The 13,017-nt window shown below is 61.2% G+C and carries 11 protein-coding genes; 7 read left to right on the forward strand and 4 right to left on the reverse strand.

The window, feature by feature from the left end:
• Window positions 1–7: 7 nt before the first annotated feature.
• The 3 genes from U1700_RS12190 to U1700_RS12200 all read left to right on the forward strand — a co-directional run bounded on the left by U1700_RS12190 (window position 8) and on the right by U1700_RS12200 (window position 5,714).
• A complete protein-coding gene (locus tag U1700_RS12190; RefSeq protein ID WP_332752924.1) occupies window positions 8–1,576 on the forward strand; it encodes a hypothetical protein in 1,569 nt (522 codons plus the stop codon).
• Between the two features lie 215 nt (window positions 1,577–1,791).
• Window positions 1,792–4,644 carry a TolB family protein gene (locus U1700_RS12195; protein ID WP_332752925.1) on the forward strand — a complete coding sequence of 951 codons (2,853 nt, stop codon included), beginning with the start codon at window positions 1,792–1,794 and terminating at the stop codon, window positions 4,642–4,644.
• Window positions 4,645–4,655: 11 nt separating this feature from the next.
• The gene (locus U1700_RS12200; protein ID WP_332752926.1) at window positions 4,656–5,714 is read left to right on the forward strand and encodes a PrsW family glutamic-type intramembrane protease; all 1,059 of its coding nucleotides are present in this window, start codon (window positions 4,656–4,658) and stop codon (window positions 5,712–5,714) included.
• Between the two features lie 122 nt (window positions 5,715–5,836).
• Here the strand turns inward: U1700_RS12200 and U1700_RS12205 are convergent, their stop codons facing one another.
• The 4 genes from U1700_RS12205 to U1700_RS12220 form a co-directional block, all read right to left on the reverse strand.
• Window positions 5,837–6,796, reverse strand: a complete 960-nt coding sequence (locus tag U1700_RS12205) for a Brp/Blh family beta-carotene 15,15'-dioxygenase (RefSeq protein ID WP_332752927.1) — start codon at window positions 6,794–6,796, stop codon at window positions 5,837–5,839.
• Complete coding sequence (locus tag U1700_RS12210; RefSeq protein WP_332752928.1) at window positions 6,793–7,605, reverse strand: bacteriorhodopsin-like; 813 nt, start codon at window positions 7,603–7,605, stop codon at window positions 6,793–6,795. Before U1700_RS12210 ends, U1700_RS12205 begins: the two co-directional genes overlap by 4 nt.
• Before the next feature lie 213 nt (window positions 7,606–7,818).
• Window positions 7,819–9,369: a cryptochrome/photolyase family protein gene (locus U1700_RS12215; protein WP_332752929.1), complete on the reverse strand. Its 1,551-nt coding sequence runs from the start codon at window positions 9,367–9,369 to the stop codon at window positions 7,819–7,821.
• Between the two features lie 16 nt (window positions 9,370–9,385).
• Window positions 9,386–9,652 carry a phosphatase PAP2 family protein gene (locus U1700_RS12220; protein ID WP_332752930.1) on the reverse strand — a complete coding sequence of 89 codons (267 nt, stop codon included), beginning with the start codon at window positions 9,650–9,652 and terminating at the stop codon, window positions 9,386–9,388.
• A gap of 204 nt (window positions 9,653–9,856) precedes the next feature.
• Here U1700_RS12220 and U1700_RS12230 point away from each other — a divergent pair, with 204 nt between their 5' ends.
• The 4 genes from U1700_RS12230 to U1700_RS12245 all read left to right on the forward strand — a co-directional run bounded on the left by U1700_RS12230 (window position 9,857) and on the right by U1700_RS12245 (window position 12,990).
• Window positions 9,857–10,516 (forward strand): SURF1 family protein, encoded by a 660-nt coding sequence (locus tag U1700_RS12230; RefSeq protein WP_332753016.1) that lies wholly within the window; start codon window positions 9,857–9,859, stop codon window positions 10,514–10,516.
• Entirely contained in the window at window positions 10,513–11,829 is a 1,317-nt protein-coding gene (locus tag U1700_RS12235; protein ID WP_332752931.1) for an ATP-binding protein, read from the forward strand. The genes U1700_RS12230 and U1700_RS12235 overlap by 4 nt, the downstream gene beginning before the upstream one ends.
• Window positions 11,819–12,352 (forward strand): response regulator transcription factor, encoded by a 534-nt coding sequence (locus tag U1700_RS12240; RefSeq protein WP_332752932.1) that lies wholly within the window; start codon window positions 11,819–11,821, stop codon window positions 12,350–12,352. Before U1700_RS12235 ends, U1700_RS12240 begins: the two co-directional genes overlap by 11 nt.
• Window positions 12,353–12,564: 212 nt before the next feature.
• Window positions 12,565–12,990: a fasciclin domain-containing protein gene (locus U1700_RS12245; RefSeq protein WP_332752933.1), complete on the forward strand. Its 426-nt coding sequence runs from the start codon at window positions 12,565–12,567 to the stop codon at window positions 12,988–12,990.
• Window positions 12,991–13,017 lie beyond the last annotated feature (27 nt).

Here is a 13,017-nt window from a genome sequence, read left to right on the forward strand (position 1 = left end):
TGCCGACGTGACGCTGGGCGACACGTCCATCCCGCAACTCATGCAAACCGACGCGTTTGAGGTCATGGCGCATAATCCGAGCTTCCGGGCACTTGCCTCCGAGCCCGGCTTTGCGGCCCTGGCCCAGAACAGCCAGGCGATGGCAATCATGGCGGCAAACCCGAAGGCATTCGAGGTGCTCGCCAAGAATGCCAACGCCTTCCAGTTGCTTGCGATGCATGCTCAGGCCGCGGCCGCTGACGCGCGGACGTCGTCGGCGGCGCAGGCGCAGATGTTCTCGTCCATGGCGGCCAATTCGCAATCGTTCGCGGTCATGGCGGCAAACTCGCAAGTGTTTGCCGAGATGGCGTCACACGCGGCCTTCTATTCCGCGCTGTCGCGCTATCCTCAGGCGATGGCCGCGATGGCGCAAAATGCCGCCGCGTTCGCCCAGTTTGCCAAGAGCAGTGCTTCGTTCCAGCAAGCAGCCGCACAGGCCAGCATGCCGCAGATGAAGTCGGCGGCCGCCTCGTTCCAGGCGTTGGCGAAGGATAGTGCGGCGATGTCGCGAATGACCGCCGACTCGCAGGCCTTCACTGGTCTTGCCGCAAAGTCAGTCGCGTTCGGCGCTTTTTCCAAGAATGTGGCCGCGATGAATGTCGCGATGAGTGCGCAGGCGATGGACGCGATGCTGCGTAGCGCTGCAACGTTCAAGGTGGCCGCCACCAACCCCGAGGCGCTCGCGTCGATGGCAAGAAATGCCGGCGCTTTCGCAAGTCAGCTTCGGGCCTCCACCGCTGCCCACGTCAACGCGCAGGCGACGGCGAGTGACGCGCGCGTCGCAAGTGCGATGTCGGCAAACTCGCAGGCGTTCGCGGCGTTGGCGGCAAACCCTCAGGCCTTCGCCGAGATGGCGTCACACGCGGCCTTCTATTCCTCGATGGCGCGCTATCCGGCAGCGATGAATGCAATGGCGCGGGACTCGGCCGCCTTTGCCGTCTTCGCGAAGAGCGGCGCCGCGTTCCAGCAGGCGGCGGCGCAGGCCAGCATGCCGCAGATGAAGTCCGCCGCCGCATCCTTCCAGTCGATGGCAAAGGACAGCGCTGCGATGGCCAGCATGGCGGCTGATTTACAGGCGTTCGCCAGCTTCGCTCGTCAATCCGCGGCGTTCAGCGCGTTTGCGAAAGATGCATCGGCAATGCGTGTCGCAACCAACGCACAGGCGATGAACGCAATGGTGCAGAACGCGGCCGGGTTCAGATCCGCTGCGGCGAATGTTCAGGCGCTAGCCTCGATGGCAAAAAGCGCCGATGCATTTACCAGCCAGCTCCGCGCGTCGGCCGCGATGGCCAGCGACGCGCGCGTCGCCAATGCGATCTCCGCCAACGCGCAGGCCTTTGCGATGATGCAATCGAGCCCGCAGGCGTTTGTGCAACTGGCGCAGCAACCGCAGGCCCTGGCCACCTTCGCGAAGAATGCAGCGGCCTTCTCGCAACTCGCCCGAATGCCGGCATTCTCGTCGCTTATCTCGAACCCGTCGTTTGCGGCCGCTGCCCGAAGCCCGTCCTTTGCCAACGCGATCGTGAGCGCCCAGTAAGAAAGATGTGTTGGCACCGGCCGCAACGCCCGCGGTCGTCGCTCGCTCCCCTTCTTGCGGTACTGGTCCTGACGAGTGGACCGGCATGGGGGCAAAGCGCGCCAACGCCCGCCCCTGCACCTTTGCCCGGACCCTCGATACCAGACACGGTCGCGGATCCGCCCCCCACTCGGCTTAAATCAGCGAACGACCTGCCGCAGATCGACCTGTCGCTGATGCGTACGAACGACTTCACGCTGCTCTACTTCGATCCCGCACAAACCTATCTGACGCCGTATGTCGGCCGGGCGACCGTGAACGCGCTGCGCTTCCACGAGAAGATGTTTGGGTGGAAACCGTGGGACAAGCCGACCGTCCTGCTCAAGGACTTCTCCGACTATGGCAACGCGGCAGCACGTTCCTCGCCGAACAATGCCGTCCTGCTGGACGTCGCGCCGCTCGGGATGGATTACGAGACGTTCAGTCCGGGCGAACGATTCTTCACGCTGAGCAACCACGAGTTCACCCACGTCGCAACAATGGACGTGTGGAACGCGCACGATGCGCGATGGCGCCGCTTCTTTCACGGCAAACCGATGCCGGTCGAAGCGCACCCCGAGACAATCCTCTATAATTATCTCGCGACCCCGCGCGTCAACACCCCGCGCTGGTATCTGGAAGGCAGCGCCGTGTTCATGGAGACATGGATGGCGGGCGGTCTCGGGCGCGGCCAAGGTGCTTACGACGAAATGGCGTTCCGCGCGAAGGTCCGCGACAATACGCCGATCTACTCGCCGCTGGCCTTGGAATCGAAGGGCATCACCAACGATTTCCAGGTCGGAGTGAACGACTATCTCTACGGGACGCGCTTCTTCTCCTATCTCGCGCTCGTCCATGGGCCGGACAAGGTTACCCAATGGCTGCGGCGCGATGCCGACAGTGCGGGCTATTACGCGACCCAGTTCAAGCGCGTGTTCAAGGCCCCGCTCGATCATGTGTGGAGCGACTGGATCGCATGGGAGCGGAAATTCCAGGCCGCCAATCTGGCTGAGCTGGCGCGCTACCCTTTCACGCCGGTCAAGCATCTCAGCAATCGTGGGCTGGGGTCGGTTTCCCGGTCCTTCTACGATCCAAAGACCAACAGCCTGATCGGCGCATTCCGTTATCCCGGCGTATTGCCGTATGTCGGGCTCCTGTCGCTCGACACCGGCAAGACTTCAAAGCTGGCGAACATCAAAGGATCGATGCTCTACAGCGTCACGTCGCTCGCTTACGATGCTGATCGTCGCACGGCCTTCTACACCGAGGACAACTACGCCTATCGCGACATTCTTTCGATCGAGATCGACACGGGCAAACGCAAGGTGCTGCTGCACGACGCGCGGATCGGCGATATCGCCGTCAATCCCAAGGACAAGTCGATCTGGGGGATCCGCCACCAGAATGGCTTCTCGACGATTGTCAGGATCCCGCCGCCTTACGCCGGCTTCAATCAGGTTCATACATTCGACTATAACCAGACGCCGTTCGATCTCGATATTTCGCCAGACGGGACGAAACTGTCGGCGTCGCTCGGCCTGTCGAACGGCGATCAGTCGGTTCGCGTCTGGTCGATCGAACAGCTGATGTCGGGCAATGAACCCCAGACAATCGCGGAACTCAAACTGCCGCCGTCGACACCCGAAAGCTTCGTCTTCGCGCCGGATAGCAAGGCGCTTTACGGCAGCGCCTACTACACCGGCGTCTCCAACATCTATCGCCTCGATCTCGACACACAGAAGTTCGCGGCCATGTCCAACGCATCGACGGGCTTTTTCCGGCCCATCCCTCAGGCCGACGGTTCGCTGATTGTCTACGACTATGCGGGCGACGGCTTCACGCCATCGCGAATTCAGCCGAGGCCGCTCGATGACCTGGGGACGATAACCTTCCTCGGCGCCGAAGTCGCGCGGACACGCCCGGAAGTGAAAAGTTATGGGGTCGGTTCGCCCGCGAAGGTGCCGCTCGACGAACTCATCACGCAGCGCGGAAAATATTACCCTGAGAAGGAGCGCCGGCTCGATGCGATGTATCCGATGGTGGTCGGCTACAAGGGCAAGCCGGCGATAGGCTATCACTTCACGATCGAAGACCCGCTCCAGTTCAAGCAGCTCAATGCCGACTTCAGCGTGTCACCGTTCGGCAAAGGATCGGCGTCGGAGCGCCTGCACGCCGAGATCGACTATCAAACGCTCAACTGGCGCCTTCGCTACTGGCACAATCTGACGTCCTTCTACGACCTGTTCGGGCCGATCGAACGGAGCCGCAAAGGCGATTCACTCTCAGTCGGCTGGCGCAAGACCCGGATCTACGATCCGCCGCGCACGCTCGACCTGTTCGCCGACGTCGCCGGCTATGTCGGCCTCGAGGCCCTTCCCGGCGCGCAGAATATCCGCTCGCCGAGCAAGCTGCTCGCGGTCCAGGGTGGTGCGCGCTACAAGAATGAAACCCGGTCGCTCGGTTCGATCGATCACGAACGCGGGGTCGGCGCGGAGCTGATCGCGAGTGCGGACTATGGCAATTCTGAGCTTTTCCCCAAAGTCGAGGCAGGCGTCTCGTTCGGACGTCCGCTGCTATTGCACAATTCGTCGCTGTGGATTTATGCCCATGCCGGCTATGCAGGAGGACCCCGCAACGACCCGCTCGGCAGTTTCTATTTCGGCTCGTTTCGCAACAATTATGTCGATGATCGCGCGGTCAAACGATACCGCGAACTGGAGTCCTTCCCCGGTTTCGGCATCGACGAGATCGCAGCACGCCGTTTCGCCAAGGCAATCGGAGAATGGAACCTGCCGCCGGTGCGGTTCGCCGGATTGGGCACGCCGAGTTTCTATTTGAGCTCGGTTCGACCGGCCCTGTTCGCTGGCGTTCTCGCTACACAGCGCAGCGACGGTCGCTCGCCGACATATGGGACCGTCGGCGGACAGCTCGATTTCAACATGACGATCGCCTTGCGTCTTCCGATGACATTGTCGGTTGGCGCGGCAAACGGCTTCGCACAAGGGCACTTCCGCAAAACGGAGTGGCTCGCCTCACTTAAAATCCTGTAAGGCCTTGTAGTGTGACGACGGCAACGATCATCAACTATCTGCTGGCGCTTACGCCGGTGCTGATTCTGCTCGTCGCCTTTTCATGGCTCGACATCTTCCACTTGCTCAGCGCGCGTGCGATCGCCGCCTTGATCTTGCTTGGGGGAATTGCGGCGGGATTATCCTATCCGCTCAGCGGCAGGATGCTGGACGCTCTGCCGCTCGGCTTTTCGACGTACAGCCGCTTTGTCGCGCCGTGGATCGAAGAAGGGCTCAAGGGGTTCATGGTCGTTACCCTGTTCGTCACGAATCGCGTCGGGTTCAAGATCGACGCCGCGCTATCAGGGCTGGCCATCGGTGCCGGCTTCGCGCTCGTGGAGAACATCATCTACCTGACGCACGTGCCTTACCTCAGTCCGGGCGTCTGGCTCGTCCGCGGTGCGGGAACGGCGATTATGCATGGCGGCACAGTCGCGATCATGGCGTCGCTGTCGCACCAGTTTAGCGAGCATGACTTGCTGATCCGCGCTGGCGAGTGGCGGCTCCACCCGCTCGCATTTGTGCCCGGTTACCTACTTGCCGGAGTGCTGCACACGGGGTTCAACCAGTTTCCCAGCCAACCGCTAATTGCGATGGCATTGTCGATGGTGCTGGTGCCAGTCGCGATGATCGCCATCTTCAGTTTTGGCGCGCGCGAGGCCTGCACGCTGCTGAAGATCGAGCGCGAGGAGCATCTTGCCGACCAGCCGGCGCTGGAGGCTGGAACTTGGCCGGAGAGCGACAGCGGACGGCGATTGCGTGAATTTGTTGAAACGCGCCCGAACGACCCGGCGCTCGTCGCAATGATCCTCGAATACTGGCGCATTCTTGGCCAGACTATCCTCAGCGCGGAAAGCCGGATGATCGAGCGAACGAATGGCGCGCGGCTCGACCGCGAGGCCACTGCCGATCACGAGCGGCTCCACCGACTGGCGGCGCTCGAGCGTGATTTGGATCACGCGACGTTACGAACGGTGAAAAAGCTCCTTCCCTTCAGCCGCAACGATCTGTGGGAAATAGCTGAACTCCGGCAGCAGTTGCATCGGAAATAGGGTCGCGCCCGGAGGGGCTGGCGTGAAATCGGGGTCTGCATCCGATCAGCGTCGACAAGGTAATTCGCCTTCGCCGGCCACTTGAGTAGGCGGGCGATATTCCTGCTCCGATCGAGAATGCACTAACCGATTAAATGACCGGAATTTCCCTGCACACGGCGGAAAATTGGCATTACGCGAGACATTTTTGGCATCATCATGTGGGGTACGGTCAGCACGGACAATATGACAAAGGTACTGCGAATGACACCGGCATACAGCAGGTCCGGGGGTCCTATCAGACCGACAACTATCCCCGGTAATATCGCCGCTGCGCTCGCCGCGGCGACTGGCAATTGCCATTTCCGCCCTCCAATTTCTGCCAGTCCGCGCACGAAATGGCGTGGGGAGTGGAGCAAGCCAAAGCTCAGCGCGAACCCGGCGAGCGGAGGGAGCATAATCATCCCTACAAGCGAAGCCGCGCTTGACGCGGCAAGTATCCGGTGCCCCGCGCTCCACAACAGGGCGCAGCCTGTCAGGCCCGCAGCAATCGCCACCGGCGCGATTAGTAGCAACGAGTCCGCCAAGGGCAGAATTGCCCTTGGTCCGACGATAATCGCAAACAGCGTGTCGATCTCGCTTCGGTGGAACAGCAACGGCGCGGCAAGCAGGGCGAGGGCACCGCCATGCGCGACCACGCCGGGTCCCGGCCAGTCTTCGCCGAAATGGCCGACTGAGATGGCAAAAAATACTAACAGCGCCACGCCAGGCGCCGCCCACCACAGCGTAGCCATTACTCCGGCCAATGCGAGGTAAACGGCGACTGCGCGCGCTGGCGACCGGGCGTTGAGCAACGCGACCAAATCGAGTGCGCCATGCGGTAATCCCAGCAATAAAATTGCGATGCAGCACAGCGTTGTGGCCGCGTTACTCCCTAAATTCACACCCCCACCAGCGACAGCCAATGCCACTCCCGTTACGCCGATGTGAATAATGCCGATCCGATCCTCGCCTGATGGCACGGCAACGCCGGCCGGCGGGTGTCTCCCGCCGACCGGCGCGCCACGATCCGGGCGCATGGCAAGGCCCGGAATGGCAATCATGCGGCGTAGGATACCTTCATCCCGTCGGCCTCGGCTTCCGACTTACGCACAGCGATATTGTAGATGAGGATTCCCACTCCCGCCTTTGCGATGATGTCGGCCAATGTGTAGCCAAGCTGCACCGCCACCTCGGTCGTCGATCCTGCTAACGACGTGTATGGGATCATGTAAACGATCGGGTAAAAGCCCCACGAGGCGAAAGTCAGCAATCGCGCCTGCTTGACGAGCCCACGAACATTGTCAGGCTGGCTATCGATCGACTTACTCAACCCGCCGAACAGCGACCACATGATATAAGTGAAAGGTATCGCCGACAACGTGCCCCAAAGTGCGCGCGTTGCATTGTTCGTCGCGACCTCACCCGGGTAGCCGAGGATAATCATCAACGCAGCGGCAAAGCCAAGCTTCGTTGCACGCGACATCGTCTCGCTCTTGGTCAGACGCATGACCAGCACGAGTTCGATCAGCAGCAGCGGGACCGTCAATAGCCAGTCGACATAGCGATAGGCGTCAACGAAGCCGATCCCGGTTGCCGTTACAATACCATCCTTGACGGAATAGGCGGCATTCCAACTCTCGAAAATACGGTAATAATGGTAAGCAGCGATAGCCGTCACGAGCCCAGAGATGGTGATTGCAGTCTTGTAGGCGTGACTGACCTGCGAACGGCTGATCCACAGGAATAACGTGGCCGCAGACATCGCTGCCAGGGTGAAAGAGAAGGCATTATAGACCAGTGAGAACTGGTCGGCGGTAAGTTGCTGCATCTTGGCTTCCTTGCTTGCGGCCCAAAAGCGCCGCGCGATCATGGCCGGTTGGCTGCAATCGGCCGGAAGTTTTCGGCGTCTGGGCAACTCTATCGGCTCGGTTGCCGCACGTTGGTGAAAGCGAGTAGGAGGGATAGACCCCCACCCCCGTGCGGCGCCCTCCTTCTGAACCGCGCGGGTCGAGCCTCCCATACGGTCTTTAGGATGTAGCCATCGCAGCAGCCGCTGGCGTTACTGGCGACCGTGAAACTCGCTTCAGCGCGCCCAGCCCTCGGCAGCCGGCTCAAGCGTTTCGAGAAATGCCGCAGCGCTTGCGCGATAGCCATCACGCACCGCAGGATCCATCCGATCCCAATTGGCGTACATCTGCATCATCCGACGATTCCGGCGGAAGCGCTTTTCGTGCCGCGCCAAGAAATCCCAGTAGAGCGCGTTGAACGGGCAAGCATCGGGACCAACCTTCTGTTTCACGTCGTAACGACAGCTTTTACAATGGTCGGACATGCGGTTGATGTAGGCGCCGCCCCCGGCATAGGGCTTGGTCGCGAGCCGTCCGCCATCGGCGTGCTGGCTCATGCCGATCACGTTGGGCAATTCGACCCACTCATAGGCGTCGGCATAGACCACTAGGAACCAGTCGGCGACGTCCTGCGGTCGCACCCCTGCAAGCATCGCAAAATTGCCGAGGACCATCAGCCGCTGGATATGATGCGCATAGGCGTTGTCGCGCGTATTGCGGATGGCCTCTGCCATGCACAGCATGTCGGTGTCGCCGGTCCAGTAAAATTCGGGCAACGGCCGAGTCGCGCCGAGCGCATTGGCATCGGCAACCTCGGGCATTTCGAGCCAATAATAGCCCCGCACATATTCGCGCCAGCCAATCACTTGGCGGATGAAACCCTCGGCCGCATTGAGCGGCACATCACCCGCCACATAGGCATCCGCCGCCGCCTGCGCGACCTCGAGCGGAGTCAGCAGGCCAATGTTGAGCGCCGGGCTCAGCCAGCTGTGGTAAAGCCAGTCCTGCCCCGTAACCATGGCATCCTGGTAAGTGCCAAAGTCGGGCAGCGCGGTCGCGATAAAATGGCATAGCGCCTGCCTCGCCTCTGCCGCGGTGACTGGCAGTCCGAATTTCTCCAACCGCCCAAAATGGCCGGCAAAGCGCTCAGCGACCAGCGCCAGAACCTCGGCAGTTATCTCGTCCGGCACAAAGTGGAGTGGCTCGGGATAGTTGAGCCCGCGCTTGGGCGGTGCGCGATTCTCCTTGTCGAGGTTCCACTGCCCTCCCTCGGGCTTGCCGTCGGCGGTCATCAGCAGCCCGGTCTTGCGGCGCATCTCGCGGTAGAAATATTCCATCATCAATTCGCCCCGCGACTGGGCCCAGGTCTGGAATTCCAGAATGCCGCAGACGAATCGATCGTCGGCGATGACGTCGACGGGAACAGCGCACTGCGCCGCCCAGCCGTCGATCGCCGCCTTCACCCGCCATTCGCCCGGCTCGACAATGCGGATCTGCTCGGGTCGATGCCGTTCAACGGCTCGGGCGACTTCTCCGCTGAAGCTGCCGCTGTTCGCCGAATCGTCCAATGCGATATAATCGACCGTCCAGCCTGCGTCGCGCAATTCGCGGGCGAAGTGACGCATGGCGGATAAGATCAATGTGATCTTGCGCTTGTGATGCCGAACGTAGCGCGTCTCGTCGGCTACCTCCATCAACAGCAACACGGCGTCGGCGCGACCGACGTCGCGCAGCGAGGCGAGATGGTGCGACAGCTGGTCGCCAAGGATCGGGATAAGGAACTTCATGCCGGGTCTCGGAAAATTAGAAACGCATCGCAACGCTTGCGCCGCCCCCGTGGACACTTCCCCACGGCAGCCAGCGAACGCGCGCATCGCGCGGTGACGAGAGGAGCCATCCCGACGCCTCCCCGATCGCGGCGCCGACGAGGACATCGCCGACGTAATGCTTCTTCGCCGCAACACGACTGACCCCGACGAAGGCGGCGACGACGTGCGCTGGCAACATTGCAAGCAACATAGGAACGACCCGCATCGTGGCGTCCGCCGCAGTCCAGATGGTCGTCCTCATAATCTATTTCCTGCATTTGAATTGCCGGGCAGAGGGCGGCTGGTCAATCATGGCGCTACTGTTCACGGTGGTGCCGGTGAAAATAGCGCTGAGCGGCTCTATGTGGGTGATGTATCATATGAATGCGAATAGGATGCCGGGAATAAACATGGGATCGGCGGGGCGATGAACGCTCGTGGTCCGGCGAAGCTTGCCGGAATCGTGATGGCGGGGATCGTTGTGACCCTGGCATTTCTTGCGCTCGGTACTTGGCAGGTTCAACGCCTGGCGTGGAAGCGTGCCCTGATCGCTCAGGTCGATGCTCGGCTCGCCACGCGGCCCGTTCCGGCGCCCGTCACCGCTGGTCTTGATGATACGTACCGCCGGGTTCGCGCCACGGGTGTCTTCGAGCCCGGTCGCGATACCTTTGTCCAGGCATCGACGATACGCGGTCCTGGGTGGTGGGTTATCACTCCTTTGAGAATCGACGATCGACGCCTGATCCTGATCAACCGCGGCTATGTCGCGACGCGAGCCGCATCGACCGCCCCATCGGGATTGATCAGCGTTACTGGCCTGCTGCGGCGGAGCGAACCCGGCGGCGGCTTTCTGCGGAATAACGACCCAGCTGCGGATCGCTGGTACTCGCGCGACGTTGCCGCCATCTCGGCCCGGCGCGGGCTAGGAAAGACCGCCTCCTATTTCATTGATGCGGACGCCGGCGCCGAGGCGCCAGGCGTACCAATCGGCGGACTGACCGTGGTGCGCTTCAATAATAATCATCTAGCCTATGCGATCACTTGGTACATACTCGCGGCCATGACAGTCGGTGGCCTCATCATGTGGATTGTGGTCGGCCGCCGCGGCGCTGACGCAGGGCAATGACCAACAGCCTGCAGGTCCGACCGACGATCGCGACCATCGAAAACGCGGGCCACGATAACATGCTCCAGCTGGTGCAGCTGCGCTGGCTTGCGGTTGCCGGGCAACTCGCCACGATTCTGCTGACCCAGGCAGTGCTCCAGATTCGTTTGCCGATGATGGCGATGCTGGGGGTCCTGTCGGCACTAGTGCTGCTCAACACTGTCAGCCTGGTGCGGTTACGATCCAAGGCGCCGATCACGAACGGAGCGCTGTTCGGCGGCTTGCTGCTCGACGTCGCTGCACTGTCTGCCCAACTATATCTTAGTGGTGGGGCAACCAACCCGTTCGTCTCGCTCTTCCTGCTTCAGGTCGTGCTGGGATCAATTCTACTTGATCGCTGGTCGAGCTGGATGCTGGTCGGCGCGACTAGTCTTTCATTTGCACTGCTGACCGAGTTCTTCCGTCCAATTGTCCTGCCATCGACCATCGAACGTACCCTGTTCGCGCTTCATGTGCAGGGAATGTGGGTATGTTTTGCACTGGTCGCAGTTCTGCTGGTTCTGTTCGTGTCCCGGATCAACGTGAATCTGCGCACCCAAGATCGCCGCCTTGCCGCGATCCAGCGACAAGCGATCGAGGAGGAACATATTGTGCGGATCGGCATGCTCGCTTCGGGCGCGGCGCATGAGCTGGGCACGCCCTTGTCATCGCTGTCGGTCATCCTCGGCGACTGGCGCCATATCGATGCCATCGCAAGAGACCCCGACCTCCGTCGTGATGTCGAAGATATGCAGGCCGAGATCCAGCGCTGCAAGGCAATCGTGACCGGTATTCTGATGTCATCGGGAGATCCGCGCGGCGAGGAGGCGGCGGCGACAACGGTCCGGGCGCTGTTTGATCGAGTTGTTGCCGACTGGTCGCAGGCGCGCGATTTCCATGCGGTCAACTATGATGACCGCTTCGGCGAGGACGTACCGATCGCATCGGACGTCGTGCTACAGCAGGCGGTGTTCAGCCTGCTCGACAATGCAGCGGAAGCGTCGGCCGCGGCGATCTCCATCATGCTGTCGCGCGTGGACGACATGGTCGTGCTAACGGTGAGCGACCAAGGCCCAGGATTTGCCAATGAACAACTCGCCAACGTCGGCAAGCCTTATAACAGCAGCAAAGGCGAGCTGGGCCGAGGATTGGGATTGTTCCTGGTCAGCAATGTCGCGCGCAAGCTTGGAGGATCGCTCACTGCTCGCAATATCGATGGGGCCGGAGCGGAAGTGATGATTTGCCTGCCGCTGGTCGCCATTCGATTGAGGAGCACCTTCGACGATGACCGCTAAGCCCTTGTTGTTAATCGTGGAAGACGACGACGCTTTTGCTCGGACGCTCCAACGCTCGTTCGAGCGCCGCGATTACGACGTCATCGTCGCTTCCGGTCCATCCGCCCTCGAGGCTCTGTTGCTGACGCGGACGCCGGACTTTGCGGTTGTCGATCTAAAACTCGCCCATTCATCGGGTCTTTCTTGCGTCGAGACGCTTCATACCCACCGCAAAGACATGATCATTATCGTCCTGACCGGTTATGCGAGCATCGTCACAGCGGTCCAGGCGATCAAGCTCGGCGCGACCTCCTACCTCGCCAAGCCCGCCAATACCGACGACATCGAACGCGCTTTCGGTAAAGTTGATGGCGATGCACAGGTACCGATCGGCGCACGGCAGACGTCGATCAAGACGATCGAATGGGAACGGATCAACGAGGTGCTTGCCGACACCGGCTTCAACCTATCCGAAACGGCACGACGACTTGGGATGCACCGCCGAACGCTTGCTCGAAAGCTTGAAAAGCGTCGGATCGTGTAATGGCCTGCCTGTAAGCGCCAACGTTGAGCGCGTGTGCTGCGCGGTGCTGCTTCGGCTCTTCGAGCGCAAGGTGGCCTAAAGCTCGTATTGAGCGCCTTGCGGGCAAGTGAGATTAGGCGATGCAAGCACTGAACCTCCTGCAATTTCCGGAAATCTCCTAGGATTGAGGGCGGTCTGGGCTTCAAAAACCCCGCTTCACGCAAGGAAAAATGATGACCACTCCCGCACACGACATCGTCGATACGGCCGTTGCCGCAGGTTCGTTCACCACATTGGTCGCCGCCGTGACGGCAGCGGGCCTTGTCGACACGCTGAAGAGCGGGGGCCCGTTCACCGTCTTCGCCCCGTCTGACGACGCTTTTGCTGCGCTTCCGGCGGGCACGGTCGATGAACTCGTCAAGCCCGAGAACAAGGCGCAGCTTACCGCGATCCTGCTGCTTCACGTCCTCCCGGGCAAGGTTATGGCGGCGGACGTTGCCGGCCAAGTCATGGATCCCGCTACCGCGGGCGGCACGACGGTGCATGTTGATGGCACCAACGGCGTGACCGTTGACGCCGCCAAGGTGGTCACTGCCGACATTGAATGTTCAAATGGCGTCATTCACGTCATCGACACGGTGCTGTTGCCCAAGGCCTGAATAAGCAACGCTGCGACCGAGGGTAGC

The sequence above is a fragment of the Sphingomonas sp. RB1R13 genome (assembly GCF_036663775.1).
In the GTDB taxonomy this organism is placed as follows: Bacteria; Pseudomonadota; Alphaproteobacteria; order Sphingomonadales; family Sphingomonadaceae; genus Sphingomicrobium.

What these genes read in the sequence shown, in the direction of transcription:
- U1700_RS12205 (WP_332752927.1), bottom strand. Translation starts at nt 6,796, where the DNA reads ATGATTGCCATTCCGGGCCTTGCCATGCGCCCGGATCGTGGCGCGCCG.
- U1700_RS12245 (WP_332752933.1), top strand. Translation starts at nt 12,565, where the DNA reads ATGACCACTCCCGCACACGACATCGTCGATACGGCCGTTGCCGCAGGT.
- U1700_RS12240 (WP_332752932.1), top strand. Translation starts at nt 11,819, where the DNA reads ATGACCGCTAAGCCCTTGTTGTTAATCGTGGAAGACGACGACGCTTTT.
- U1700_RS12235 (WP_332752931.1), top strand. Translation starts at nt 10,513, where the DNA reads ATGACCAACAGCCTGCAGGTCCGACCGACGATCGCGACCATCGAAAAC.
- U1700_RS12220 (WP_332752930.1), bottom strand. Translation starts at nt 9,652, where the DNA reads ATGAGGACGACCATCTGGACTGCGGCGGACGCCACGATGCGGGTCGTT.
- U1700_RS12230 (WP_332753016.1), top strand. Translation starts at nt 9,857, where the DNA reads ATGGCGGGGATCGTTGTGACCCTGGCATTTCTTGCGCTCGGTACTTGG.
- U1700_RS12195 (WP_332752925.1), top strand. Translation starts at nt 1,792, where the DNA reads ATGCGTACGAACGACTTCACGCTGCTCTACTTCGATCCCGCACAAACC.
- U1700_RS12210 (WP_332752928.1), bottom strand. Translation starts at nt 7,605, where the DNA reads ATGATCGCGCGGCGCTTTTGGGCCGCAAGCAAGGAAGCCAAGATGCAG.
- U1700_RS12215 (WP_332752929.1), bottom strand. Translation starts at nt 9,369, where the DNA reads ATGAAGTTCCTTATCCCGATCCTTGGCGACCAGCTGTCGCACCATCTC.